General features: G+C 72.6%; 18 protein-coding genes and 1 tRNA gene. 17 read left to right on the forward strand and 2 right to left on the reverse strand.

Annotated features, from left to right (window positions below):
* Positions 1-394 precede the first annotated feature (394 nt).
* From ssd to ACZ303_RS26555, 7 genes are all read left to right on the forward strand, one after another.
* Positions 395-1,513, forward strand: a complete 1,119-nt coding sequence (gene ssd / locus ACZ303_RS26525; RefSeq protein ID WP_467342982.1) for a septum site-determining protein Ssd — start codon at positions 395-397, stop codon at positions 1,511-1,513.
* Positions 1,510-2,667, forward strand: a complete 1,158-nt coding sequence (locus tag ACZ303_RS26530; protein ID WP_467342983.1) for a TadA family conjugal transfer-associated ATPase — start codon at positions 1,510-1,512, stop codon at positions 2,665-2,667. Before ssd ends, ACZ303_RS26530 begins: the two co-directional genes overlap by 4 nt.
* Positions 2,664-3,560, forward strand: a complete 897-nt coding sequence (locus tag ACZ303_RS26535; RefSeq protein ID WP_467342984.1) for a type II secretion system F family protein — start codon at positions 2,664-2,666, stop codon at positions 3,558-3,560. Before ACZ303_RS26530 ends, ACZ303_RS26535 begins: the two co-directional genes overlap by 4 nt.
* Positions 3,561-3,964: 404 nt before the next feature.
* Positions 3,965-4,372 carry a type II secretion system F family protein gene (locus ACZ303_RS26540; RefSeq protein WP_467342985.1) on the forward strand — a complete coding sequence of 136 codons (408 nt, stop codon included), beginning with the start codon at positions 3,965-3,967 and terminating at the stop codon, positions 4,370-4,372.
* Between the two features lie 107 nt (positions 4,373-4,479).
* Complete coding sequence (locus ACZ303_RS26545; protein ID WP_467343006.1) at positions 4,480-4,617, forward strand: DUF4244 domain-containing protein; 138 nt, start codon at positions 4,480-4,482, stop codon at positions 4,615-4,617.
* On the forward strand, positions 4,604-4,972 hold the full coding sequence (locus ACZ303_RS26550) for a TadE family type IV pilus minor pilin (RefSeq protein ID WP_467342986.1): 369 nt from the start codon (positions 4,604-4,606) through the stop codon (positions 4,970-4,972). The genes ACZ303_RS26545 and ACZ303_RS26550 overlap by 14 nt, the downstream gene beginning before the upstream one ends.
* A 7-nt stretch (positions 4,973-4,979) precedes the next feature.
* Positions 4,980-5,312, forward strand: a complete 333-nt coding sequence (locus ACZ303_RS26555; RefSeq protein WP_467342987.1) for an Rv3654c family TadE-like protein — start codon at positions 4,980-4,982, stop codon at positions 5,310-5,312.
* Positions 5,313-5,777: 465 nt separating this feature from the next.
* On the opposite strand, the gene ACZ303_RS26560 is transcribed toward ACZ303_RS26555, so the two are convergent.
* Entirely contained in the window at positions 5,778-8,237 is a 2,460-nt protein-coding gene (locus ACZ303_RS26560; RefSeq protein WP_467342988.1) for a DEAD/DEAH box helicase, read from the reverse strand.
* 54 nt (positions 8,238-8,291) lie between these two features.
* On the opposite strand from ACZ303_RS26560, the gene bldG reads away from it, so the two are divergent.
* From bldG to ACZ303_RS26610, 10 genes are all read left to right on the forward strand, one after another.
* Positions 8,292-8,633 carry an anti-sigma factor antagonist BldG gene (gene bldG / locus ACZ303_RS26565; protein ID WP_030367299.1) on the forward strand — a complete coding sequence of 114 codons (342 nt, stop codon included), beginning with the start codon at positions 8,292-8,294 and terminating at the stop codon, positions 8,631-8,633.
* 117 nt (positions 8,634-8,750) lie between these two features.
* Positions 8,751-9,203: an ATP-binding protein gene (locus ACZ303_RS26570; RefSeq protein WP_467342989.1), complete on the forward strand. Its 453-nt coding sequence runs from the start codon at positions 8,751-8,753 to the stop codon at positions 9,201-9,203.
* Positions 9,204-9,566: 363 nt separating this feature from the next.
* A complete protein-coding gene (locus ACZ303_RS26575) occupies positions 9,567-11,960 on the forward strand; it encodes a sodium-translocating pyrophosphatase (RefSeq protein ID WP_467342990.1) in 2,394 nt (797 codons plus the stop codon).
* A 258-nt stretch (positions 11,961-12,218) separates the two neighbouring features.
* Positions 12,219-12,797 carry a small secreted protein gene (locus tag ACZ303_RS26580; RefSeq protein ID WP_467342991.1) on the forward strand — a complete coding sequence of 193 codons (579 nt, stop codon included), beginning with the start codon at positions 12,219-12,221 and terminating at the stop codon, positions 12,795-12,797.
* A gap of 195 nt (positions 12,798-12,992) precedes the next feature.
* Complete coding sequence (locus ACZ303_RS26585; RefSeq protein WP_467342992.1) at positions 12,993-14,519, forward strand: DUF7059 domain-containing protein; 1,527 nt, start codon at positions 12,993-12,995, stop codon at positions 14,517-14,519.
* A 247-nt stretch (positions 14,520-14,766) separates the two neighbouring features.
* Positions 14,767-17,628 (forward strand): type I DNA topoisomerase, encoded by a 2,862-nt coding sequence (gene topA, locus ACZ303_RS26590; protein WP_467342993.1) that lies wholly within the window; start codon positions 14,767-14,769, stop codon positions 17,626-17,628.
* 197 nt (positions 17,629-17,825) lie between these two features.
* A complete protein-coding gene (gene tmk, locus ACZ303_RS26595; RefSeq protein ID WP_467342994.1) occupies positions 17,826-21,461 on the forward strand; it encodes a dTMP kinase in 3,636 nt (1,211 codons plus the stop codon).
* A 550-nt stretch (positions 21,462-22,011) separates the two neighbouring features.
* Entirely contained in the window at positions 22,012-23,241 is a 1,230-nt protein-coding gene (locus ACZ303_RS26600; RefSeq protein ID WP_467342995.1) for a DNA polymerase III subunit delta', read from the forward strand.
* A gap of 212 nt (positions 23,242-23,453) precedes the next feature.
* On the forward strand, positions 23,454-25,127 hold the full coding sequence (locus tag ACZ303_RS26605; protein ID WP_467342996.1) for an alpha/beta hydrolase: 1,674 nt from the start codon (positions 23,454-23,456) through the stop codon (positions 25,125-25,127).
* A 97-nt stretch (positions 25,128-25,224) separates the two neighbouring features.
* Positions 25,225-25,298 (forward strand) — tRNA-Thr (locus tag ACZ303_RS26610).
* Positions 25,299-25,345: 47 nt separating this feature from the next.
* Here ACZ303_RS26610 and ACZ303_RS26615 read toward each other — a convergent pair.
* A complete protein-coding gene (locus tag ACZ303_RS26615; RefSeq protein ID WP_467342997.1) occupies positions 25,346-26,731 on the reverse strand; it encodes a tyrosine-type recombinase/integrase in 1,386 nt (461 codons plus the stop codon).
* Positions 26,732-26,866 lie beyond the last annotated feature (135 nt).

Below are 26,866 nucleotides of genomic sequence, written 5' to 3' on the forward strand. Positions count from 1 at the left end.
GTACACCATGGAAGTCACGGATCGTTCGCGACCGTGTCTAACCCGGTCCGACTCCTCCCCCCCCGAGTCGGCCGTGGGGACGACCCCCGCTCTCCCCCCCGGCGGGGGTCGTCGCATGTCCGGATGCCTTTTGGGTTTCCTCATCAGCTCCCCCTCATCCCGTTCAGCCCCGTGCGGCTTGTCCCGCGCCTGCGTCACATCCTTCATACACGTCACGCTGCGTAATCGCGATGCTGCTCTCCGGAAGTCACCGGTATAGGTGACCGGGATATTCACAACGGTTGAGTTGTCCACAGTTTTCAACCAAGATCCACATGATTTTCCAGTTCCGTGCACGGTGATTCCCCGCGATGTTCGCGGAAGTGAGAGCGCGTAGTGACACGGGGAGGACACTGTGGCCGGATCCAGTACTTCCGAATGGCCGGCGGTCGACGGAGGAAGACGTGGCGGACCGCTGATCGTCACCGAGGACGAAGGGCTGCTCGATGATCTGCTGCGCCTGTGCGCGGCAGCCGGGGCCCTGCCCGAAGTGGCTCATGGCACGCCCCCGCCCGGAGGCCCCGGGGAAGGGGCGCAGCTGCTCCTCATCGGGGACGACTGCGCCCACCGGTTCCCCGGCCCGGGCCGCGGCGCCCTCGGCGAGGGCGCCGTGCTCGTCGGCAACGACCCGGACGACCCCGGCATCTGGCGGCGGGCCGTGGAAATCGGCGCCCGCAATGTGACGGTGCTCCCCGAGGGCGAGGCATGGCTCGTCGACCGCATCGCCGACGCCGTGGAAGGGGTCGGACGACCCGCCCGCACGGTAGGGGTGATCGGCGGCCGGGGTGGCGCGGGCGCGAGCACGCTGGCCTGCGCTCTGGCCGTCGGAGCCGCCCGCGCGGGGCGGCGCACCATGCTCATCGACGCGGACCCGCTGGGTGGCGGCCTCGATGTCCTGCTCGGTGGCGAGCGGACCGAGGGTCTGCGCTGGCCCGCCTTCGCCGACTCCCGGGGCCGGGTGGCGGGCCGGGCGCTGGAAGAGGCCCTGCCCGAGCTCCACTCGCTGCGCCTGCTCAGTTGGGATCGCGGCGACTGCGCGAGCGTGCCGCCCGACGCCATGCGGGCCGTGCTGGCGGCGGCCCGCCGACGCGGCGGTGTGGTCGTCGTCGACCTTCCGCGCCGACTGGACGAAGCCGCCGTCGAGGCCCTGGGGCAGCTGGACATGGGTCTGTTGGTGGTGCCCGCCGAGCTCCGGGCCGTCGCCGCGGCACATCGTGTCGCCACGACGGTGGGCACCGCGCTCGGCGACCTCCGGGCGGTGGTGCGCGGCCCCTGCGGCTCCGGGCTCGACGGCGCCGAGGTCGCCCGACTCCTCGGGCTCCCCCTGGCCGGAGAGCTCTCACCGGACAGCGGTCTGCCGGCCGCGCTGGCGGCCGGCAGACCGCCGGGCGCCACCGACCGCGGACCGCTCGCCAGGTTCTGTGCCGAGTTCTGGGCCCAGGTGCCCGCCGAAGGCAGCGGAGTCCCGGCATGAGCGCCGAACTGCTGGACGCCGTGCGCCTGCGACTGGCCGAGAGCGGCGCCGAGCCGACGCCCGCCAGGGTCGCGGAGGCCCTGCGCCGGGAAGGACGGCTGCTCGGGGACGCCGAAGTCCTCGGCGTCGTGACCCGGCTGCGCTCCGAACTCATCGGCGCCGGCCCCCTGGAACGGCTGCTCGCCGCACCCGACGTCACCGACGTCCTGGTCACCGCGCCCGACCAGGTGTGGGTGGACCGTGGGTCGGGCCTGGAGCGCGCGGATGTGGCCTTCCCCGATGCCGCGGCGGTCCGCAGACTCGCCCAGCGGCTCGCCGCTGTCGCCGGGCGCAGGCTCGACGACGCCCGGCCCTGGGTGGACGCCCGGCTTCCGGACGGGACCCGGCTGCACGCCGTGCTGCCTCCGGTGGCCGTCGGATCGACGTGCCTCTCGCTGCGGGTGGTGCGGCCCCGCGCCTTCACCCTGGACGAGCTCGTGGCCGCCGGCACGGTCCCGCCGGGCGGTCAACGGCTGCTGCGGGCCGTGCTGGACGCCCGGCTCTCCTTCGTCATCAGCGGAGGCACCGGCTCGGGCAAGACCACCTTGCTCACGACGCTGCTGGGGCTGGTCGCGCGGAACGAGCGGATCGTCCTCGCCGAGGACTCGGCCGAGCTGCGCCCGGACCACCCGCACGTGGTGCGGCTGGAGACGAGGCCGGCGAACCAGGAGGGCATGGGCCTGGTCACACTGCGGGACCTGGTGCGGCAGGCGCTGCGCATGAGACCCGACCGGCTGGTCGTCGGAGAGGTCCGCGGACCTGAGGTCACCGACCTTCTGGCCGCACTCAATACGGGCCATGAGGGCGGATGCGGCACGGTGCACGCCAACGCCGCGGCGGATGTCCCGGCCCGACTGGAGGCGCTGGGATCGACGGCGGGGCTCGACCGGGCGGCGCTGCACAGCCAATTGGCGGCCGGCCTGTCGGTGGTGATCCACCTGGCGCGGGAGCGCGGCGGTCGTCGGCGCGTCGCCGAGATCCATGTGCTGGACCGTGACGCGGCCGGGTTCGTGACGACCCTTCCGGCCGCCGTATGGGGGTCGCGGGGCTTCGAGCGGGCGCCCGGATGGGCCCGGCTGACGGAGCTGTGCGAGCGCGGCGGGGCCACGCCATGACGGCCACCGGAGCGGTGTCCCAGGCCACGATGGTGGGCGCGGCGGCACTGGGGGCGATGGCCGTGGTCTGGTCGCTGACGCGGCCGGGCCAGGAACTGCGGCGGGCCCGGCTGCTCTTCGCGGGCGGTGGTGCCGTGGCCCCCGGAGGACCGTGGCCGCCCGCCCGGATCGTCGAGTGGGCAGTCCGGACGCGGCGGTGGGCGGGGCGGCGGCGTGAGCTGCTGTGCCTTCCGGTCGGCTGTGCCGTGGCCTTGATGGGGGAGTCCGTGCTGCCGCTGTTCGTCGCGGTGGCGGCCGTGCCGCTCGTGCGGCGATGGCTCGCCACCCGGCGCGCGGGGCGGGAGCGGGAGAGATGCGAGGCGGCGGTCATCGAGCTCTGCGGGGCCGTCGCGGGTGATCTGCGAGCCGGCAGACAGCCCCATGAGGCCCTGGTGTGCGTGTCGGCGGGCGAACTGGAGCCGGGCTGGGCCGTGGTGCCCGCGGCCGCGAGATTCGGCGGGGACGTGCCGGACGCGCTGAGGGCCGTCGGCCGGCGGCCGGGGGCGGAGGGGCTGCACGGAGTGGCCGCGTGCTGGCAGGTCGCGGTCGACGGCGGCGCCGGCCTCGCGGCAGGGCTCGAGAGGGTGGCCGCGTCCCTCAGCGCCGAGCGGGATCAACGCGAGGAGCTGCACGCCCAGTTGGCCGGTATGAGATCCACCGCCATGATGCTGGCACTCCTCCCCGTCCTCGCCCTCCTGATGGGCAGTGCGCTCGGGGCCGCGCCGCTGCGGGTGCTGTTGCACACCACCGCGGGGCTCGGATGTCTGGTCCTCGGCGGACTGCTGGAGTGCGCCGGGCTCGCGTGGACGCGGCGGATCGTGCGGACGGCGACCGGGCGGGGGAGTGAAGTGTGAGCGCGAATGTTATCCACAGCCTGTGGACAATGATTTCGTTCGGCATCGCCTTTGTGGTTGCGGTGGCGACGGTCCGGGGCCGCCGGAAGCGGGTGGCGCGCCGACGAGTCGCCTCTCTGTTCGCGGCGCGTGGGTCGGCGCGGCCGCCGGTCGCGGTGGGTCTGCTGCGGGCGTGCGCCGGGCGGTTGCCGGTCGTTCGCGACTGGTTGCCCTCGGCCGGGGCAGGAGCCGCTGGGCTCATCCTCGTCGGAGGGATCGCCGGGTGGGTAGCGGGACTCGCCGCCGCGTACGGCATGTGGCGGTGGCGGCAACGCTCGAAGGGTGCCGGGCGCCTGGTGGACAGGGCGTCAGGAGACGCCCCACCGAGTGAAGTGGAACGCCAACTTCCGGTTGCTGTGGACCTCATGGCCGCCTGCCTCGCGGCCGGCGCCGGGCCCAGACACGCGGCGGAGGTCGTGGGCGGTTCGCTGGGTGGACCCGTGGGAGGGCGGCTGGCCCAGGCGGCCGCGGAGGTACGGCTCGGTGGTGATCCGGCGACGGCTTGGAGCCGACTGGGGGAACTCCCCGGCGCCCAGGGGCTGGCGCGCTGCCTGGAGCGGGCCCAGGCGACGGGCGTCCCCGCAGTGGAGCCCATGTCCCGGCTCGCGGGCCGCCTGCGTGCCGAGCGCAGCCGGACGGCAGGCATACGGGCCCGGCGCGCGGGCGTCCTGGCCACGGCTCCGCTGGGGCTGTGCTTCCTGCCCGCGTTCCTGACGGTCGGTGTGGTGCCCGTGGTGATCGGACTGGCGAGCGGACTGATGAAGGGGAATTGACGATGCGTGAAGCACGAGCGGGGGAGGCCGTGATGGTGATGCGGTGGTGGTGGTCGTGGGCTGGGGCCAGGCGCTGGACGCGGGTGAGGGCGGGCGGCGACGCCGGGATGTCGACGGCCGAATACGCCGTCGGAACCCTGGCGGCGTGCGCGCTGGCAGCGGTGCTCTACAAGGTGGTCACAAGTGGCCCCGTCAGTACGGCGTTGCAGTCACTGATCACGAGGGCTCTCCATGCGCCGTTCTGACGGCCCTGGACCACGCCGTTCCGACCGTGGCTATGTGACCGCGGAGGCCGCGGTGGTGCTGCCCACGCTGACGGTGTTCGCCATGGCGCTGCTCTGGGGCTTGATGGCCGCGTCCGCGCAGATCCAGTGCGTGGACGCGGCCAGGGCCGGCGCCCGTGCGGCGGCCCGGTCCGACCCCGCCCCGGTCGCGGTGGCCGCGGCCCGGTCCGCCGCGCCAGAGGGGGCCCGGATCGCGCTGGCGCGAGAAGGGGACCTGGTTCGGGTCAGGGTCGACGCGCAGACGGCCGGGCCGGGGCCGCTGACGGTCCGGCTTCGAGGAGAGGCGGTGGCCCTTGCGGAGGAGACCGTGGAATGACCAGGGAATGGCGACGGTGTGGGTGGCGGTGGCCGCGACGGCGTTCTGCGCGGTGTTCGCGGTGATGCTGGCCATGGGCCAGGCCGTGGTGGCCCGGCACCGCGCCGGGGGAGCTGCGGACCTGGCGGCCCTGGCGGCCGCGGACCACGCCCTGCAGGGCGAGGGGACCGCCTGCGGGTTGGCCCGGAGGGTGGCCGGGGCCCAGGGCGTGCGGGTGGTGCGCTGTGCCGTGAGCGGTGAGTTCGCCGAAGTGTCGGCGGCGGCGCGCGCGGGCCCGTACACCGCCCGGGCCCGCTCCCGGGCCGGGCCCGCCGCCGCGGTGCCGGAGCCGTGGCCGTGACGGGGCCGGAGCGGGCCGAGGGGAGAGGGCCGAGGCGAGGTGAGGGGGCTGGCTCTTTCGTCCACGGAGCGGCCGCCCGGGCACGGCGCGGCGGTGGGCCGCCCGCGTCCCGCGCTCCGCGTCCCGCGCGGAGGCGGCGCCTCCGACCCCACGACGTGCAGCACGAGCGGTGTGCGTCCGAGCCAGGAGCAGCCCGGGGGCCGACGCCCAAGGCCTAGTCCATCCCGGCTGTTCCGGGGCCGCATCTCTGAGGCTCACCCGGTCCCGTTCCCAGGCGGAGCATGCGGGCGCACAGTGCACGGGCTGCGACGAGCCGACTGGGAGTGGGCCTGAGCGGGGACTCACCGGGCCCCGGACCGCAGGGCAGGCGGTGGAGGGATCGCCTCCTCCCAGGGCCCTGCGGCCGCTCAGGGGGACCGGACGGCTCTCAAGCTCGGGCTTACCCCTCGGAGCGTCCACAAGCCCCTACGGGCCCTCCTGGGGCGGTTCTGGTGGTGCTCCGGCGAGGAGGCGGGTCAGGAGGCGGATGGCGGCCTTCTTGTCGAGAGGGTCGTTGCCGTTGCCGCACTTGGGGGACTGGACGCAGGAAGGGCAGCCGGACGCGCACTCGCAGGCGGCGATCGCCTCGCGGGTGGCGGTGAGCCAGCGGGCGGCGGTGTGGAAGGCGCGCTCGGCGAAGCCGGCGCCGCCGGAGTGGCCGTCGTAGACGAAGACGGTCGGCAGGAGCGTGTCGGGGTGGAGGGGGATGGAGACGCCGCCGATGTCCCAGCGGTCGCAGGTGGCGAAGAGCGGCAGCATGCCGATGGAGGCGTGTTCCGCGGCGTGCAGGGCACCGCCGAGGGCCTCGGGGTCGACGCGGGCGTCGTCGAGCTGGTCCTCGGTGACGGTCCACCACACGGCACGGGTGCGCAGCGTACGGGGCGGCAGGTCCAGCTTGGACTCGCCGAGGACCTCGCCGGTGATGAGCCGGCGACGGAGGAAGGAGACGACCTGATTGGTGACCTCGACGGAGCCGAAGCACAGCCGCGCGTCCCCCCAGGGGACCTCGGCGCTGGTCTCCAGGATGGAGACGGTGGTGGTGTCGCGGGCCGTCGTCGAATACGGCGGGTCGGCCTGCTCGACGAGGGCGACGGAGCCCTCCAGGTCGAGGTGGCGGACAAGATAGCTCTGCCCCTGGTGGAGGTGGACGGCACCCTCGTGGACGGTGGTGTGGGCCGCGGCCGCGTCCACCGTGCCCAGCAGCCGCCCGGTGCCCTCCTCCACCACCTGGACGGGCCTGCCGCCCCCGCCCCGGATGTCGGTGAGGTCGACGGCGCGTTCACGGCGGGTCCAGTGCCAGGCCGCGCCCCGGCGGCGGAGCAGCTTGCGGCCCTCCAGTTGGGAGAGGAGACCAGGTGTCTCGGGGCCGAACAGGGACAGGTCGGCCTCGGTGAGCGGCAGCTCGGCGGCCGCGGCGCACAGATGGGGGGCGAGGACGTAGGGGTTGTCGGGATCGAGCACGGTGGACTCCACCGGCTGCTGGAAGAGCGCCTCCGGGTGGTGGACGAGGTAGGTGTCCAGGGGGTCGTCCCGGGCGATGAGGATGGCGAGGGAGCCCTGGCCCGTACGGCCCGCGCGGCCGGCCTGCTGCCACAGCGAGGCGCGGGTGCCGGGATAGCCGGAGAGGAGGACGGCGTCGAGGCCGGCGACGTCGACGCCGAGTTCCAGGGCGCTGGTGGCGGACAGGCCCAGCAGCTCGCCGGAGTGCAGGGCGCGCTCGATGGCGCGGCGTTCCTCGGGGAGGTAGCCGCCCCGGTAGGCGGCGACGCGGGAGGGGAGGGAGCGGTCGACGGCGGCCAGGCGTTCCTGGGCGATCAGGGCAACGAGCTCGGCGCCGCGCCGTGAGCGGACGAACGCGACCGTGCGGACGCCCTGGACCGCCAGGTCGGTGAGGAGGTCGGCGGTCTCGGCGGTGGCGGTACGGCGGACCGGGGCGCCCTTCTCGCCGTGGAGCTCGGTGAGCGGCGGCTCCCAGAGGGCGAAGACCAGCTCGCCGCGCGGCGAGGAGTCCTCGGTGATTTCCGCCACCGGCACGCCGGTCAGCCGGGTGGCGGCCGTGGCCGGGTCGGACGCGGTCGCGGAGGCGAGGAGGAAGACGGGTTCGGAGCCGTAGCGGGCGCAGACACGCCGAAGGCGACGCAGCACTTGGGCGACGTGCGAGCCGAAGACGCCGCGGTAGGTGTGGCACTCGTCGATGACGACATAGCGCAGGGCGCGCAGGAAGGAGGACCACTTGGGGTGGGCGGGCAGGATCGAGCGGTGGAGCATGTCGGGGTTGGTGAGCGCGTAATTGGCGTACTGCCGCACCCACTCCCGCTCCTCGACGGGTGTGTCGCCGTCGTAGACGGCGGGCCGGATGCCCTTGCCCAGCGGGGCGGCCAGGGCCCGTACGGCGCGTCGCTGGTCGGCCGCCAGGGCCTTGGTGGGGGCCAGGTAGAGGGCCGTCGCGCCGCGTCCGTTCGGGGCCTCGGAGCCGTCCAGGAGGGCGCTCAGGACCGGGGCGAGGTAGGCGAGGGACTTCCCGGAGGCGGTGCCGGTGGCCACGACCACCGACTCGCCGCGCAGGGCGTACTCGGCGGTGAGCGCCTGGTGGGCCCACGGCCGCTCGATGCCGGCCGTCCGGATGGCGTCGACCACTTCCGGACGGATCTTCTCCGGCCAGGGGGCATGACGACCCGGACGCGGGGGCAAGTGCTCCGTATGAGTGATGCGTGCAGCCCGGTCGGCCCCGGCGGTCAGTCGGTCGAGGACTGTCCGGGGAGCGGGATGTACGCCCGCCTCCGGCGGGAGTTGATCGTTGGCCATCGACATCGAGTGTGTCACTGGCGTGACGGACAATGGCGTCAAGGCGTCGTGCACGCCTGCCGGTAAGTGATTGAATGCCATCGCGGCTGCCGATCCATGGGGGGCGACCGCTCGATGCAAGGTGCTGGAGGATCCGTGGACCTGTCCCTGTCGACCGAGACCGTAGGCGACCGTACGGTTGTCCGGGTCGGTGGCGAGATTGATGTGTACACCGCGCCCAAGCTGCGTGAGCAGTTGGTCGAGCTTGTCAACGACGGCAGCTATCACCTCGTCGTGGACATGGAGGGCGTCGACTTCCTCGACTCCACCGGGCTCGGCGTGCTGGTCGGCGGCCTCAAGCGGGTGCGAGCCCACGAGGGCTCGCTGCGCCTGGTCTGCAACCAGGAGCGCATTCTGAAGATTTTCCGTATCACCGGTCTGACCAAGGTGTTCCCGATTCACACCTCGGTCGAGGACGCGGTGCAGGCGACCGACTGACGGTCGTCGCAGGAAAACTGCCACGCGGGGGGTACCGGGCCTGAGGGCCCGGCCCTCTCGCGAGTCAGCCCTTTTCCGGAAGAGGGGAAGGGGGCACGTGCGACCGAGGGGGATGGCATGGCCACCGTCGAACTGCTCTTCAGTGCCCTTCCCGAGCACGTCCGGACCGCCCGCCTGGTGGCGGCCGCGGTGGCGCGCCGGGCCGGTGTCGACGAGGCCGTGCTGGACGAGCTCCGCCTCGCCGTGGGTGAGGCGTGCTCGCGTGCCGTCGGACTGCACGTCAGCCATGGCGTGACCACCCCGGTGCGGGTCGTGCTGGTCGAGGACGAGAAGAAGTTCTCCATCGAGGTGGGGGACGACGCGCCGCACGCCATGCCCGCCGAGATCACCGCCGCGATCGGCCGGGACCGGCCCATCCCCGCCCACGACGACGGCGGTGCCGACGCCGAGGACGACATGGGCCTCGCCGTGATCAGCGGGCTCGTCGACGACGTCGAGGTGACCGCCGACGAGTCCGGTGGCCTCATCAGGATGAGCTGGCCGACGACATCGGCCGCCGTGCTTCCGTAGCCGGACCTCCCCCCGTCGCCGTAGTGCGGCGTCCCCCGCCTGGCGTAACTGTTCTGCGCGGGCGCCGATCCGGCAGTCGTCCCCCGAATGGCCGAATTCATCGGTGCCCGTCGAAGGCGGGCGGCAATTCCGATCTCCGACCGGCGATCTCCGCTTTCGGATCTTCCTCGGCGATCGTTTATCCGGCCGATCATTCACTCGATCTTCACCGGTCCCCGGCTCATTCGCTTTGCCGCGCTCTGTTTTGATCTCGCCATGCTCCCTACAATCCGTCCATCTTGAGCTCAGGTCGCCTGAGCGTGGCGGCTGTTCCGCGGTCGCGGATCGGTCGCGCGCCCATGTGCCAAACGTCAAGGAGGACGAATGGCGGGGCCCCTTACCCCTGAACAGGTGGACTTCACCCGGAATCTCGCAGCCGAGCTGACGCAGGGCAATCGCACCCTGGTGATGGTGATCGGGGCCGTCGCGCTCGCGGCGCTCGCGGTGGCCGTGGTGCTCGTACGGCAGGTCCTCGCCGCCGGCGAGGGCACCGAGCGCATGAAAGAGATCGCCGCGGCCGTGCAGGAAGGCGCGAACGCCTATCTCGCCCGGCAGTTGCGCACCCTGAGCGTATTCGCCGTGGCGGTGTTCTTCCTGCTCATGCTGTTGCCCGCGGACAACTGGTCACAGCGTGCGGGTCGTTCGGCCTTCTTTTTGATCGGCGCGCTCTTCTCCGCGGCCACCGGCTATATCGGCATGTGGCTCGCCGTGCGCAGCAATGTGCGGGTCGCCGCGGCCGCGCGCGAGGCCACGCCCGCCGAGGGCGAGCCCGAGAAGGATCTGACGGCCGTCTCGCACAAGGCCATGAAGATCGCGTTCCGTACGGGCGGTGTCGTCGGGATGTTCACGGTCGGGCTCGGCCTGCTGGGCGCCTCATGCGTGGTCCTCGTCTACGCCGCCGACGCGCCCAAGGTCCTGGAGGGCTTCGGCTTCGGCGCGGCGCTCCTCGCGATGTTCATGCGGGTCGGCGGCGGCATCTTCACCAAGGCCGCCGACGTCGGCGCCGACCTGGTCGGCAAGGTGGAAAAGGGCATCCCCGAGGACGACCCGCGCAACGCCGCCACCATCGCCGACAACGTGGGCGACAACGTCGGCGACTGCGCGGGCATGGCCGCGGACCTCTTCGAGTCCTACGCCGTGACACTCGTCGCCGCGCTGATCCTCGGCAAGGCCGCGTTCGGCGACGCCGGCCTGGCCTTCCCGCTGCTCGTCCCCGCCATCGGCGTGCTCACCGCGATGATCGGCATCTTCGCGGTCGCCCCGCGCCGCAGCGACCGCAGCGGCATGACGGCCATCAACCGCGGCTTCTTCATCTCGGCCGTCGTCTCGCTCGTGCTGGTGGCCGTCGCCGTGTTCGTCTACCTGCCGTCCAGCTACGCGGACTTGAAGGGCATCGGCGACGAGGCCATCCGCGGCCACGGCGGCGACCCGCGCGTCCTCGCGCTCGTCGCGGTGGCCATCGGCATCGTGCTCGCCGCCCTCATCCAGCAGCTCACGGGCTACTTCACGGAGACCAGCCGGCGGCCCGTGCGCGACATCGGCAAGACCTCCCTGACCGGCCCCGCCACCGTCATCCTCGCGGGCATCTCCATCGGCCTGGAGTCGGCGGTCTACTCGGCCGTCCTGATCGCCCTCAGCGTCTACGGCGCGTTCCTGCTCGGCGGCACGTCCATCATGCTCGCCCTGTTCGCCGTCGCGCTCGCCGGTACGGGCCTGCTGACCACCGTCGGCGTCATCGTCGCCATGGACACCTTCGGGCCGGTCTCCGACAACGCGCAGGGCATCGCCGAGATGTCCGGCGACGTCCAGGGCGCGGGCGCGCAGGTCCTCACCGACCTCGACGCCGTGGGCAACACCACCAAGGCGATCACCAAGGGCATAGCCATCGCCACGGCCGTGCTGGCCGCGTCGGCGCTCTTCGGCTCGTACCGCGACGCCATCGCCACCGCCGTCCAGGACGTGCACGCCAAGTCCGGTGAGCTGGGCCTGAGCCTGGACATCTCCCAGCCCAACAACCTGGTCGGCCTGGTCCTCGGCGCCGCCGTCGTCTTCCTCTTCTCGGGGCTGGCCATCAACGCCGTCTCGCGCTCGGCCGGCTCGGTGGTCTACGAGGTGCGGCGGCAGTTCCGCGAGCACCCCGGGATCATGGACTACACCGAAAAGCCGGAGTACGGGCGCGTGGTGGACATCTGCACCAAGGACGCGCTGCGGGAGCTCGCCACGCCCGGCCTGCTGGCCGTGATGGCACCGATCGCGGTCGGGTTCGCGCTCGGCGTCGGCGCGCTCGGTTCGTACCTCGCGGGCGCCATCGGCACCGGCACGCTCATGGCGGTCTTCCTGGCCAACTCCGGTGGCGCCTGGGACAACGCCAAGAAGCTGGTGGAGGACGGGCACCACGGCGGCAAGGGCAGCGAGGCGCACGCCGCCACGGTCATCGGCGACACGGTGGGCGACCCGTTCAAGGACACCGCGGGCCCCGCCATCAACCCGCTGCTGAAGGTGATGAACCTCGTCGCACTACTGATCGCACCGGCGGTGGTGAAGTTCTCCTACGGCGACGACGCCAACAACGGCCTGCGGATCGGCGTCGCGGTGCTGGCCACCGTCGTCATCGTCGGCGCGGTCTACGTCTCCAAGCGGCGCGGCGTGGCCGTCGACGGCGACGACGGCAACCCCGAGCCGGCGGCGCGGCCGGTCGACCCGGCGGTGGTCTCCTAGCGTCCGGGGCACGCTGACCGACAGTCAGGGGCAGGGCGCACTGACCGGACGTCAGGAGTACGGGTGGGCGGAGCGCACGGGCGCGCCGCCCACCCGTGTGCGCCGCCGGGGCGCGTGACGCCGATCATGTGCGGCGAACACCACGCCTTGCTTGGTGCAAATGGCTTCAAAAGGGGGCGAACAGGGTACTCGGCTCTCAGGCGGTACCGCCCGGACGTGTAAGTTCCGGGGCCGAGAGCCATCGAAGGGACCAATCCGGTGAACAAGAAGCTTGTGGCTGCACTGTCCGGCGGTGCGGCACTTGTCCTGGCACTGTCGGGCTGTGGCGGAGACGACGAAGGCAACAAGAAGCTCGACGACTGGTCCAAGAAGGTCTGCGACCAGATGCAGCCCCAGGTGAAGAAGATCCAGGACGCCAACCACTCCATCGCCGGCGTCCAGACGGAGGAGGACTCCAAGAAGGTCCAGCAGACCGACTCGGCCGCCTTCCAGGCCAACGCGGACGCCTACAAGGCGCTGGCCAAGAGCGTTCAGGACGCGGGCGCGCCGCCCGTCAAGGACGGCGAGAACAGCCAGAAGAACGCCGTCAAGGCCCTCAACGACCTCTCCGGGGCGTACACCGGCCTCAAGAAGCGCATCGACGGCCTCGACACCGGTGACAAGGCGAAGTTCGCCGACGGGCTCAAGGGCATCGGCGGGGACATCGGCAAGCTCAGCAGCCAGAGCGACGAGGCCCTCAAGAAGCTCCAGTCCGGCGACGTCGGCAAGGCCATGGCGAAGCAGCCCGGCTGCCAGAAGACGCCGGGCGGGCCCACGCCCACCAATACGAAGAAGTAACCGGCGGCGGGAAGAAGCGGCCGACACACGGAAACCGCCCGGTCGCCTCGCCCGGTGCCACGCCCCCAGGCGGCGTGGCACCGGGCGTTCGCCGTCCCGGCCCGCGCCGCCGCTGTTGTCATCCGCCGACGCGCATCTGCCGATGCGTATTCGCCGGTGGCGTCATTTGTCAGTGGTGCCCCCGACAATGGTCGGGTGAGTACGCTCCTTCCCGCCGCCGACCGCGCGCGCATCGCCCGACTGCGCGACGCCCTGCTCGCCGCCGACTTCACCGCCGACGGCCTCCTCGACCTGCTGGGCGCGCCCGCCTACGCCGCCCTCGCCCGCAGCGAGACCGTCCCCGCACTGCGCGCCACCCGTGGCGACGGCCCGCTGGAGACGCTGGTCCGCCTCTTCCTGCTCCAGCGCCCCGTCGCGTACGGGCGGGCCGCCGCCGCGCTGCCCATGGACGAGAGCCTGGCCGCCGGCTGGCTGGTCCGGGACGGCGACGATGTACGGGCGACCGTCGACGTGCGCCCCTACGGCGGCCCCGACGGGCAGGACTGGTGGATCGTCTCCGACCTGGGCTGCGCCGTCGGCGGCGCCGGCGGCATCGCCGGTGGTGCCGCGGGCCCGGCCGGCGTCGAGCGCTCGCAGCTCGTCCTCGGCGTCGGCGGCGCCTCCACCACACTGGCCGGGATCACCGTCCGTACGCCCGTGGCGAGCGCCCTCGACCTCGGCACCGGCTCCGGTATCCAGGCACTGCACGCCGCCCAGCACGCCACCAAGGTCACCGCCACCGACCTCAACCCGCGCGCCCTGCACTTCGCGCGCCTGACGCTCGCCCTGTCCGGCGCGGCCGAGCCCGACCTGCGCGAGGGCTCGCTCTTCGAGCCGGTCGCCCAGGACACGTACGACCTGATCGTCTCCAACCCGCCGTTCGTGATCTCCCCCGGAGCCCGGCTGACCTACCGCGACGGCGGCATGGGCGGCGACGACCTGTGCCGGAGCCTCGTCCAGCAGGCCGCCGACCGGCTGAACGACGGCGGATATTGCCAGCTGCTCGCCAATTGGCAGCACGTCGAGGGCGAGGACTGGCGGGACCGGCTCTCCTCCTGGGTGCCGCGCGGCTGCGACGCCTGGATCGTCCAGCGCGAGGTGCAGGACGTCGCGCAGTACGCCGAGCTGTGGCTGCGCGACGGCGGCGATCACCTGACCGACCCCGCGCAGTACGCGGCCCGCTATGACGCGTGGCTGGACGAGTTCGAGGCGCGCAAGACCAAAGCCGTCGGATTTGGCTGGATCACGCTGCGTAAATCGGGCGCGGAGCGGCCTTCCGTCACCGCGGAGGAGTGGCCCCACCCGGTCGAGCAGCCGCTCGGTGCCTCCGTTCGGGCCCATTTCGAGCGACAGGACTTCCTGCGCGCGCATGACGACGCGTCGCTGCTGGGCGTCCGCTTCCGGCTGGCCGAGGAGGTCGTGCAGGAGCAGGTCGGGCTGCCCGGCGCGGAGGACCCCGAGCACGTGGTGCTCCGCCAGAACCGCGGAATGCGGCGGGCCACCAAGGTGGACACGGTCGGCGCGGGCTTCGCCGGGGTGTGTGACGGCTCTCTCAGCGCCGGCCGCATCCTCGACGCCATCGCGCAGCTGGTCGGAGAGGATCCGGTGCTGCTGCGCGACCGCACCCCGGAGGCGATCCGGCTGCTGGTCGAGCAGGGTTTCCTGACCCCGGTGGAGGGCTGACGGCACGCCGAGGAGGGTCGGGTTCGCGACACCCGGCACACACGGCCGGAACAGGGCGGCGCGGCGCCCCGGCAACCCCTCCTCTCCCACGGTGTGCCGGTCCGGGCGGCAGACAGGACGCTTGTCGGGTTACCGTTCGAGTGGCGTTGCGGGCTTTTTCCGTTTGACACGGGGGCGGGATGTACCGTCACACTCCGCAGCGTCACCGCAGCGCCTACACCGAGTGCCGACCGGAAGAAGAGCGAAGTTGTCCCCGACCAGCGAGACCGCACAGGGCGGCCGCCGACTCGTCATCGTCGAGTCGCCTGCCAAGGCGAAGACGATCAAGGGCTACCTCGGCCCCGGATACGTCGTCGAGGCGAGCGTCGGGCACATCCGTGACCTGCCGAACGGGGCCGCCGAGGTCCCGGCCAAGTACAAGGGCGAGTCCTGGGCCCGCCTCGGCGTGAACGTCGATGCCGACTTCCAGCCCATCTATGTCGTCAACCACGACAAGAAGGACCAGGTCAAGAAGCTCAAGCAGCTGCTGGCCGAGTCCGACGAGCTCTTCCTCGCCACCGATGAGGACCGCGAGGGCGAAGCCATCGCGTGGCACCTCCAGGAAGTCCTCAAGCCCAAGGTCCCCGTCCGCCGGATGGTCTTCCACGAGATCACCAAGGACGCGATCCGCGAGGCCGTCGCCAACCCCCGCGAGCTCAACAAGAAGCTCGTCGACGCCCAGGAGACCCGCCGCATCCTCGACCGCCTCTACGGCTACGAGGTCTCGCCGGTCCTGTGGAAGAAGGTCATGCCCCGGCTGTCGGCCGGCCGGGTGCAGTCCGTCGCCACGCGCCTCGTCGTCGAGCGGGAGCGCGAGCGCATCGCCTTCCGCTCCGCCGAGTACTGGGACCTGACCGGCACCTTCGCCACCGGCCGCGGCGGCGACGCGACCGACCCGGGCACCCTGTCCGCCCGCCTGTCCGCCGTCGACGGCCGCCGCGTGGCGCAGGGCCGCGACTTCGGCTCGACCGGTGTGCTCAAGGACAACTCCACCGTCCTGCACCTGGACGAGGCGAACGCCCGTGCCCTCGCCGCCGCCCTGGCGGACTCGGCGTTCTCGGTGCGCTCCGTCGAGTCCAAGCCGTACCGCCGCTCGCCGTACGCGCCGTTCCGGACGACCACGCTCCAGCAGGAGGCCTCGCGCAAGCTGGGCTTCGGTGCGAAGGCCACCATGCAGGTGGCGCAGAAGCTGTACGAAAACGGCTTCATCACCTATATGCGTACGGACTCCACTACGCTGTCCGACACGGCCGTGCAGGCCGCGCGGGCCCAGGTGACGCAGCTGTACGGCGCCGACTATCTGCCGGACAAGCCGCGGACGTACGCCGGCAAGGTCAAGAACGCCCAGGAGGCGCACGAGGCGATCCGCCCGTCGGGTGACCGTTTCCGTACGCCCGCCGAGACCGGCCTGACCGGCGACCAGTTCCGCCTCTACGAGCTGATCTGGAAGCGGACCGTCGCCTCCCAGATGAAGGACGCGACCGGCAACTCCGTCACCGTCAAGATCGGCGGCCGGGCGAGCGACGGCCGGGACGCCGAGTTCAGCGCCTCCGGCAAGACGATCACCTTCCACGGCTTCATGAAGGCCTACGTCGAGGGTGCCGACGACCCGAACGCCGAGCTCGACGACCGCGAGCGCCGCCTCCCGCAGGTCACCGAGGGCGACCCGCTGACCGCCGAGGAGATCACGGCCGACGGCCACGCCACCAAGCCCCCGGCCCGCTACACCGAGGCGTCGCTGGTCAAGGAGCTGGAGGAGCGGGAGATCGGCCGCCCGTCGACGTACGCGTCGATCATCGGCACGATCCTCGACCGCGGCTACGTCTTCAAGAAGGGCACGGCACTCGTCCCGTCCTTCCTGTCCTTCGCGGTCGTCAACCTGCTGGAGAAGCACTTCGGCCGGCTCGTCGACTACGACTTCACCGCCTCCATGGAGGACGACCTCGACCGCATCGCCCGCGGCGAGGCCCAGGCCGTGCCGTGGCTGCGCCGCTTCTACTTCGGCGAGGGCACCGAGGGCTCGGCCGGCGGCGCCGCCGAGGCCGGCAACGGCGACGGCGACCACCTCGGCGGCCTCAAGGAGCTCGTCACCGACCTCGGCGCGATCGACGCCCGTGAGGTGTCCTCGTTCCCGGTCGGCAACGACATCATGCTGCGCGTCGGCCGCTACGGCCCGTACGTCGAGCGCGGCGAGAAGGACACCGACGGCCACCAGCGCGCCGACGTGCCGGAAGACCTCGCTCCGGACGAGCTGACGGTGGAGCACGCGGAGGAGCTGCTGGCGAAGCCGAGCGGCGACTTCGAGCTGGGCACCGACCCGGCCACCGGCCACGAGATCGTCGCCAAGGACGGCCGCTACGGCCCGTACGTCACCGAGATCCTCCCCGAGGGCACCCCGAAGACCGGCAAGAACGCGGTCAAGCCGCGCACCGCCTCGCTCTTCAAGACCATGTCCCTCGACACGGTCACCCTCGACGACGCGCTCAAGCTGATGTCGCTGCCCCGCGTCGTCGGCAAGGACGCCGAAGGCGTCGAGATCACCGCCCAGAACGGCCGCTACGGCCCGTATCTGAAGAAGGGCACCGACTCGCGGTCGCTGGAGACCGAGGACCAGCTCTTCACGATCACGCTCGACGAGGCCCTGGCGATCTACGCCCAGCCCAAGCAGCGCGGCCGGGCCGCGGCCAAGCCGCCGCTGAAGGAACTGGGCACCGACCCGGTCAGCGAGCGACCCGTCGTGGTCAAGGACGGTCGCTTCGGTCCGTACGTGACGGACGGCGAGACCAACGCCACGCTGCGCCGTGACGACGACGTCGAGACGATCACGCCGGAGCGCGGCTACGAGCTCCTCGCCGAGAAGCGCGCCAAGGCACCGGCGAAGAAGACCGCCAAGAAGGCGCCGGCGAAGAAGGCGACGACGGCCAAGAAGGCGACGGCCAAGAAGACCGCCGCGAAGAAGACGGCCGCCAAGAAGACGACGACCGCGAAGAAGACCACCGCGGCGAAGAAGACGACGGCGGCGAAGAAGACCGCTGCCGCGTCGCAGGCGTCGGCGGCTTCCGCGGAGTAGCGCGCGGACGCCGATGTGACGCCTACCGGCGTCGCGACGAACGTCGAGAAGGGCTTCGAGAAGGGCGGAGGGCCGGATACCGGTTCTCCGCCCTTCTCCTCTTCCCGCGTCGTCCCGTGTTTGAATCCCGACACCTCGACTCGCTCAGACGTTCGGGACGGCGATTGATGGCCGGTCACTCCGGATAGGCTGGCAGGATGACGCGAGCCGAGCAGCCAACAGTGGAAACCCCCACATCCGGCGCCCTAGCCGCGGACTCCCGCGAGCGCGCCGTACGGGCCCTGCTGCGCATCCCGCCGCTCCGGCGGTTGTGGAGCGCCCAGTTCGTCGGCGGGGCCGGGGACTCCCTCGCCCTCCTGGTCCTCCTGTCGCTGGCGCTGCAGGCGTCGGTCGTGGCCGGGTCGTTCGGGGGCGGTTACCGCGGTGCCGCCCTCGCGGTCGCCGCGGTCCTCGGCGCACGCCTGCTCGCGACCCTGCTCTTCGGCGCCGTCCTGCTCGGCCCGGTCGCCTCGCTCATCGCGCCGGCCGGACCGCTCGACCGCCGCTGGACCATGATCGGCGCGGACGGCGTACGGCTCGCCCTGCTGGTCGTCGCCCCCCTGTGGATCGACTGGACCGAGAGCAGGGCGCTCGGCCTGCTGCTGGTCTCGGCGTTCCTCCTGGGCGTCGCCGAACGCTTCTGGACCGTCGCCAAGGACGGCGCGGCCCCCGCGCTGCTGCCCGCGCCGCCCGCCGAGGGCGCGAGCGTACGGCCGCTGCCGGACCACTACGACGCCCTGCGCCGGCTCTCCCTGCGGACGAACTTCGTCGCGCTGCCCGTCGCCGCGGCCGCGCTCGTCGCCATCACGCTCGTCAGCAATCTCTTCGGCTCCGGCATCGACTGGTTCCACGAGCACCAGGTGGCGATGGGGTCCTTCCTCTCCGCCGCGCTCTTCGCGACCTCCATCGCGATCCTCCACTCCCTCGAACTCCCCGGCGCGCGGTCCCCGCGCGTGCGCTCCCCCCTTGAGGGTCTGCGCCGCCCCAGGACGCCCGCCCAAGGACCCGACACGGGCCGCACGGGCGCGATCCCGGTGCTCGTCCTGGCCTGCGCGGCGGTCGCGGGCGCCATCGCGGCGGCCGTCGGCGTCGCCGCGCTCCAGGCCATCGACCTCGGCGGCGGCCCGGTCGCCTTCGGGCTGCTGGTGCTCGCCCTCGGCGGCGGCCCGGTCGTCGGCATCCGCTGCGCGCGCAAGGTGCTGCCCGGCTTCTCCCGCCGCCGCCTGCTCGCCCTCGCCCTCGCCCTGACCGGCCTCGCGCTGCTGGCGGCCGGGCTGGTGCCCGACCCCACCACGGTGCTGCTGCTCATCCTCGTGGCAGGCGTCGGCGCGGGCATCGTCGCCAACACCGGGCACTCCCTGCTCGACCAGGAGACCGAGGAGAGCCGCCGGGCCCGCACGACCGACCACCTGCACGCCGTCGTCCGCGTCAGCACGGCCCTCGGCGCGGTCGCGGCGCCGCTGCTCGCCGCCGCCATCGGGCCGCACCGCCTGGAGAGCGGCAGCTTCGTCTTCGCGCACGGCGGGGCGGCCTTCACGCTGATGCTCGTCGGCGCGCTGCTGCTGCCCGTCGGCGCGATCGTCCTCGGCAAGACCGACGACCGCCACGGGGTGCCGTTCCGCCGCGATCTGATGGACGTGCTGCGGGGCGGCGACCCCGACCAGGCCCCCTCGGACACCGGCTTCTTCATCGCCTTCGAGGGCGGTGACGGCGCCGGCAAGTCCACCCAGGTGCAGGCGGTCGCCGACTGGATCCGCGCCAAGGGCCACGAGGTCGTCGTCACCCGCGAGCCCGGCGCGACCGCCATCGGCAAGCGGCTGCGCGCCATCCTGCTCGACGTCGGCTCCGCCGGCCTCTCCGACCGCGCCGAGGCCCTGCTGTACGCGGCCGACCGCGCCCAGCACGTCGACTCCGTCGTCCGGCCCGCCCTGGAGCGCGGCGCGGTCGTCATCACCGACCGCTACATCGACTCGTCCGTCGCCTACCAGGGCGCCGGGCGCGACCTCTCGCCGACCGAGATCGCCCGGATCTCGCGCTGGGCCACGGCCGGGCTCGTACCGCATCTGACGGTGCTGCTCGACGTCTCGCCCGAGACCGCGAGGGAACGGTTCACCGAGGCCCCCGACCGCCTGGAGTCCGAGCCGGCGGAGTTCCACCAGCGCGTACGGACCGGCTTCCTGACCCTGGCCGCCGCGGACCCGTCGCGCTATCTCGTCGTGGACGCCGGCCAGGAGCCGGAGGCCGTCTCCACCGTCGTACGCCACCGCCTCGACCAGGTCCTTCCCCTCTCCGCGGCCGAGATCGAGCGCCGCGAGCAGGCCCGCAGGGCCGCCGAGGAAGAGGCCCGGCGCCGGGCCGAGGAAGAGGCCGCGCGCAAGGCGGAGGAGGAGCGGCTGGAGCGCGAGCGCCAGGCGATGCTCGCCAAGCTGCGCGCGGAGGAAGAGGAGCGCAAGCGCCGCGAGCTGGAGGAAGCCCGCCGACGCGAGGAGGAGCGCCTCGCGGAGGAGGCCCGACAGCGGGCCGAGGAGGCACGCCGCCTGGCCGAGGAGGAGCGCAAGCGCCGCGAGGCGGAGGAGCGTGCGCGCGCCGCCGAGCAGGAGCGGCTCCGCAAGCAGGCCGAGGAAGAGGCGCGGCTGCGGGCGGAGGCCGAGGAGCGGCGCCGCGAGAAGCAGCGCAAGGCGGAGGAAGCGCTGCTGCGGGCGGAGCAGGCGCGGATCGAGGCGGCGCGGGCGGCCGAGGAGGCGGAGGCGGTTTCCGCGGCCGCGGCTGCCGCGGCGGCCGCGGATGAGGCTCCGACGGTCGAGCGGCCGTCGCTCGCCGAGCGGGAGTCCGGCGTCGACGCCGACTCCCAGGAGACGCAGACGGTAGAGCCGCCGAAGCCGGCGTCCGAGCCGGACGCGGGCCGCCGCTCGGAGGAGACGCGGACGCTGCGCAGGCCGGTGCTCGGCCGGCCCGATCCGCGCACGGTGGACCGCGCGCCGGACGCGGCACCGGACCAGACACCGACCGTCGAACGGCCGCGGATCGACCCGCGCACGGTGTCGCGTGCCGCGCAGCCCGTCGCGCCTCAGGGCGCGGAGGACGAGACGGCGGTGCTGCCGCCGGTGCGCGGTGCGACGCCGGTGGCGCGGCCGGAGACGCCGCGGATCACGTGGGGGATGGAGAAGGGGAAGCGTTCGGAGGGCGAGGGCGCGTCCTCTGGCGTCGGCTCCGGCTCCGGTTCCGATTCCGAGGAGACGACGGTGCTGCCGCAGCCGTCCGCCGGGTCGCCTTCGGCGGGTGATGCGGAGGAGACCGCGGTTCTTCCGCCGGTACGGGCGGAGTCGACCGGCTCGCCCGCGCCGGGTGATGCGGAGGAGACTGCCGTGCTGCCGCCCGTACGGGATGAGTCGACCGGCTCGTCTTCGCCGGGTGACGCGGAAGAGACGGCCGTGCTGCCGCCCGTACGGTCCGAGCGGCCCGCGCGTGCCGGCCGCGTCGAGCGCCCGGCGAACCCGACGGACCGGGTGCCGGGCTGGCTCTTCCGGCCGGAGGACGCCGAAGCCGGCGGTCGGAACCGGGCCCCGGCGGACTCCGACAGCGAGATCACGCGCGAGCTGCCCCAGCTGAACGAGGACCGGACCGGGCCCGCCGACCGCAGGTCCCGGAACCGCCCGGGCTGGGCGGACGACGCCCCGACGCTCGCGGACGAGCTCCTCGGCCCGCGCGAGGCCGACCGCCGAGGCGGCACCGACCGACAGGACGACGCCGGCCGGGACGGCGGCGAGGACGATGCAAGCCGCCGGCGAGGCTGACGGCCGGCGGGTTGACGGCCGACGGGGCTGACGGCTCGTGGGGCTGACGGTGGCTGTGGCGCGGGTCTGAGTACCCGGGCTTGCGGGGCGCCTCTACTGGTGGGCGGCCCAGCCGCCTCCGGGCGGAGGTCTGTGAAGGCCGGCACGGCCGCGATGTGGCAGTACGGGCCGGCGTGCCCGTAACCCCCGGTTCGGCGCGTGGGCGCCCGACGGCGGGGTCGGCAGCGGTGATGCCAGGCGGACCCGGGGGATTCGGGCCTGCTGTGCCCCTGAGCCGGTGGTCGGCGCGCCGGACCGTCAGCAGGTCGGCAGCACCGGACCCGTACGGGGCTGGGTGTTCGGGTTTGCCGTGCATAAGCGAGTGGACGCCCGCGGTGGTGTCGTACGGGCGTGAGTGCCCGGCGGCCAGGGCGCTCTCCCAGGCGCCTTCCCGCCCCGCACGCCCCCTCGTGAGCCGCCCGGCCGGGCCCCGGCGGCCGATCGCGGCGGGTGTTGTCAGTGCCGTGTCCCACAATGGGTAATCGCAGGACAACCAGCGTGGAGGACAGCCATGGCGGTGTGGGACGACGTGGTCGGCCAGGAGCGGGTGACGGAGCAGCTCTCCGCCGCCGCGCGGGACGCGGACGCGCTGGTCACGGCTGCGGCGACCCGTGAGACGGACGGTGAGGTGTCCGCGGCGGCCGGCGGTGGGTCGATGACGCACGCGTGGTTGTTCACCGGTCCGCCCGGCTCCGGCCGGTCCACCGCCGCCCGTGCCTTCGCGGCGGCGCTCCAGTGCACCAGCCCGGACCGTGCCATGGGCGCGCCCCCCGGCTGCGGGTTCTGCGACGGCTGTCACACCACGCTCGTGGGCACCCACGCGGACGTCGAGATCGTCCGCACGGATCAGCTGTCGATCGGTGTGAAGGAGACCCGCGAACTGGTCCGCCGGGCCCAGCTGTCCCCGGCCGTCGGCCGCTGGCAGGTCATCGTCCTGGAGGACGCCGACCGCCTGACCGAGGGCGCCGGGAACGTCCTCCTCAAGGCCGTCGAGGAGCCCGCGCCGCGCACCGTGTGGCTGCTGTGCGCGCCCTCCCTGGAGGACGTGCTGCCGACGATCCGTTCGCGCTGCCGCCTGCTCACCCTGCGGACGCCCCCCGTCGACGCGGTCGCGGACATCCTCGTCCGCCGCGACGGCATCGACCCCGAGCTCGCCGCGCAGTCGGCCCGCGCCACCCAGGGCCACATCGGCCGGGCCCGCCGTCTGGCCACGGACGAGCGCGCCCGCGCCCGCCGCGCGGCCGTCCTGAAGGTGCCGCTGCGCGTCGACGACATCGGCGGCTGCCTGAAGGCGGCCCAGGAGCTCATCGACGCGGCGGCCGAGGACGCCAAGCAGGTCGCCGAGGAGGTCGACACCAAGGAGACCGAGGCGCTGCGCTCGGCGCTCGGCGCCGCGGCCGGCACCGGCGGCCGGCTCCCGCGCGGCACCGCGGGCGCCATGAAGGAGCTCCAGGACCGCCAGAAGCGCCGCGGCACCCGCACCCAGCGCGACAGCCTCGACCTCGCCCTGGTCGACCTGACCGGCTTCTACCGCGACGTCCTGGCGATGCAGCTCGGCTCCCGCGTGCCGATCGCCAACACCGACGCGCGCGACGCCCTCCAGCGCGTCGCCGCGGGCTCGGGCCCGGAGCGGACGCTGCGCCGTATCGAGGCGATCATCGCCTGTCGCCAGGCACTCGACAGAAACGTGGCGCCGCTGCTCGCGGTCGAGGCGATGACGGTGGCGCTCCGGGCGGGATAGCGCCGCCTACGCGCCAAGCCCCTCGCGGTTACGCGCTCTCACTCATACGAGGCCAATGACGCTCTGCGGCTGGCCATGGCACACACCCATCCGGATACGCTCCGTCCGGGCGTCGTCCTTATCCGTAACTCCCTGTGACGATCGCAGGACTGAGTGCGTCCCGGGGGCCCGCACCTGCCATGCCCGTGCACTCCACGTAGAGGGACCAGCCGATGGACACCAGCCGTCTGCTCCGCACCTCCGGCGCCGTCATCGCGACCGCGGCCCTGCTGATCTCCGGCTGCGCCATGGGCGGCGCCTCGCCGAGGGCGTCCGCGGCGCCACGTCCGCAGGACCGGGACAGCGGGCGGGCGTCGGACCTCACCACGGGGCTGGGGGTGCTCGGCGCCCCCCACAGCCCGTACGCCTCCTCCTTCACCTCTCCGTACCACTCGGCCACCGGCCGCCTCCTCGCCCCGCTGCCGGCCGAGGCGCCGGCCAACCTCCGCCCGTACTACAAACAAAAGTTGACCTGGCGCCCCTGCGGCACGTCCGGCTTCGAGTGCGCCACGCTGATCGCCCCGCTGGACTACGCCAGGCCGCAGGCGGAGGACGACGTCAAGCTGGCGGTCTCCCGCAAGAAGGCCACCGGCTCCGGCAAACGCCTCGGCTCCCTGATGGTCAACCCCGGCGGCCCGGGCGGCTCGGCGATCGGCTATCTCCAGCAGTTCGCCGCCGGCGGCTATCCCGCCGCCGTCCGCGCCCGGTACGACATGGTGGCGATGGACCCGCGCGGCGTGGCCGCCAGCGAACCGATCACCTGCCTGTCCGACGCCGACATGGACGCCTACACCCAGGTCGACCAGACCCCGGACGACGCCGGCGAGGTCGGCGAACTGGTCGACACGTACATCAAGTTCGCGGAGGGCTGCGCCGGCCGGGCCGGCAAGCTCCTCGGCCACGTCTCGACCATCGAGGCCGCCCGCGACATGGACGTCCTGCGCGCGGCCCTGGGCGACGAGAAGCTGGCGTACGTCGGCGCCTCGTACGGCACGTTCCTCGGCGCCACCTACGCCGGGCTCTTCCCGGCCCGCGTCGGCCGCCTCGTCCTCGACGGGGCCCTCGATCCCTCGCTCGACGCGCAGCGGATCAACCGCGACCAGACCGCCGGCTTCCAGACCGCCTTCACCTCCTTCGCCGAGGACTGCGTCAAGCGCAGGGACTGCCCGCTGGGCACCACCACCGCCACGGCCGCGGGGCATCGCCTGAAGGCCCTCTTCAAGCAGCTCGACGCCCAGCCCCTGCCCGCCACCAAGCCGCGCCGCCTCACCGAGAGCCTCGCCACCACCGGTGTGATCTCCGCCATGTACGACGAGGCCGCCTGGGGTCTGCTGCGCAAGGCACTGCACTCCGCGACGAGGGGGGACGGCACCCCGCTGCTGAAGCTCTCCGACGCCTACTACGAGCGATCGGGCGCCGGCCACTACGCCAATCTGATGTACGCCAACGCCGCCGTGAACTGCCTGGACCTCCCGCCGGCCTTCCGCAATCCCGGCGAGGTCCGCGCGGCCGTCCCCGCCTTCGAGAAGGCCTCACCCGTCTTCGGTACGAGCCTCGCCTGGTCGGCCCTGACCTGCGGATACTGGTCCGTCCCGGCCACCGGCCGCCCGCACCGCATCCCGGCCCCGGGAGCCGACCCCATCCTCGTCGTCGGCACCACCCGCGACCCCGCGACCCCCTACCCCTGGGCCCGCGCCCTGGCCTCCCAGCTCTCCTCCGGCCGCCTCCTGACCTACGACGGCGACGGTCACACCGCGTACACCCGGGGCAGCGCCTGCATCGACACCGCGATCAACAACTACCTCCTCACCACGACCCCGCCCCCCGCCTCCCAGAAGTGCTCCTGACCTGCTGCTCTCCCCTCCCGGTCGGCGTGTACGGAGCACCCCTGGAACCTGTGTAGACTTGGGCGCGCTGCTGATGCCGAACCGGCCCCGGCAGCTTGCCGCCTTAGCTCAGTTGGCCAGAGCAACGCACTCGTAATGCGTAGGTCTCGGGTTCGAATCCCGAAGGCGGCTCTGTAGAAGCCTCAGGACTCACTCGCCGTGACCTGGGGCTTTTGCTTTTACCGGATGCGTCTGCGACGGCGGGCGCGTGCCGATCGGGTGTCCTCGGTCTCAGTTCTGGTCTCAGTGGTGGGTTTCGGTGAGGGCATGAAGGCGTCCCCCATACGGCGCATGGCGTCCTTAGAGAGCGACGAGCGCCCCTTGACGTACCGGCGGGTCTGACTGATCTGCGTATGCCGGAGTATCTCCATGATCGTGGGCATGTCCACGCCCAGTTCATTCAGGATCGTGCCGGCCGTGTGTCGGCTGCCGTCGTAGAGGCGGCGGTCACTGATGCCGGACTCCTCCAGCAGCTCCTTGAATTCCTGCCAGTCCTGCCGGGGGTCGAGCGGCCGTCCGTCCGGCCGGGTGAAGACCGCCCCGCACTCCTGCCACGCTTCGCCGGCCGCAGCCCGGTCCTCGTCCTGCTGTGCTTTGTGCTCGCGCAGGTACGGGATGAAGGGCGGTGGGATAGGCACGGGCTCCCAGCTCTTCTTGGTCTTGGGGCGGGTGAAGACCAAGCCCCCACCCTTGCGGAGCGGGCATGCGCTGGCATGTCTCTTGCAGGTCTTCGTGCACGGCCTGGGGCAGCCACGCTTGTACCCCTTGTGCGTCGTGCAGCCGGGCGGGCACGGCTCGAACCTGTGAAGGCGGTCACCGCAGGCGTGCGGGTCTGAGCAGCCATGTCGCCAGGTGAGGCGCTGAAGCTGCCAGCGAGGGTGGAAGAGCTCCTGTTCGAGGTCGACGTACGGCCACCGGAGTCCGAGGGTCTCCCCCTGCCGGAAGCCCATGCCGACGCCGACGGTCCACCGCATGAAGGTGGGCCGTTTTGCGGCAGCCTCCAAAAAGGCTTTGGCCTGTTCCTTCGTGAAGGGATTCGCCTCGGTCTCGTCGACGGACGGAGGGTCTACGAGCGTGGCGACGTTCTCCCCGATCACCCTGCGCCGGTGCGCGATCTTGAGGGCCCGCGACAGGATGCGGTGCACTTTGAGCACGTGGGACGGTGCGTGACCTTCCGCGAGCATGGCCGCATACATCCGCTCCAAATGCTCCGGCTGGAGCTTGTCCAGGCGGTGTCCACCGACGCCCGGGATGATGTCGTTGCGTGTCTTGGACCAGTAGTCGTCGAGCGAGCGCGGCTTGAGCTTCAGGCTTGCGATGGTGGTCAGGTATGTCTCCATCCACTGAGCCACGGTGGGGATGCGGCCGGCCTTCGGTGCGCGCTTCTCGTCCCTGAGCTTCTCCAGCTCCCGGACCTTCCGGCGCACTGCGGGTTCCGTCCTGGCCCTCCGGTGGCGCCGGTCGGGGCTGCCGTTGTTCTTGACGCCCATCGTGACGCGACCGTGCCACCAACCGTCACTGCCCAGGTAGATGGTCGACTCCATGTTCGGCTTGCGGGGACCCACGTGTTCCTCCATACAGAGGTGGGGGCGCGCCCGAAGCGCCGGGCCCCCCCAAGAAAGTTGGGGGGGGGTGGGGGGGGGGGGGTGTCGTGGGTGGGTGGGCTGAGATAATCCAACACAGGACACCCCAATATGTGG

It is taken from the genome of Streptomyces sp. NPDC023527 (genome assembly GCF_055560115.1).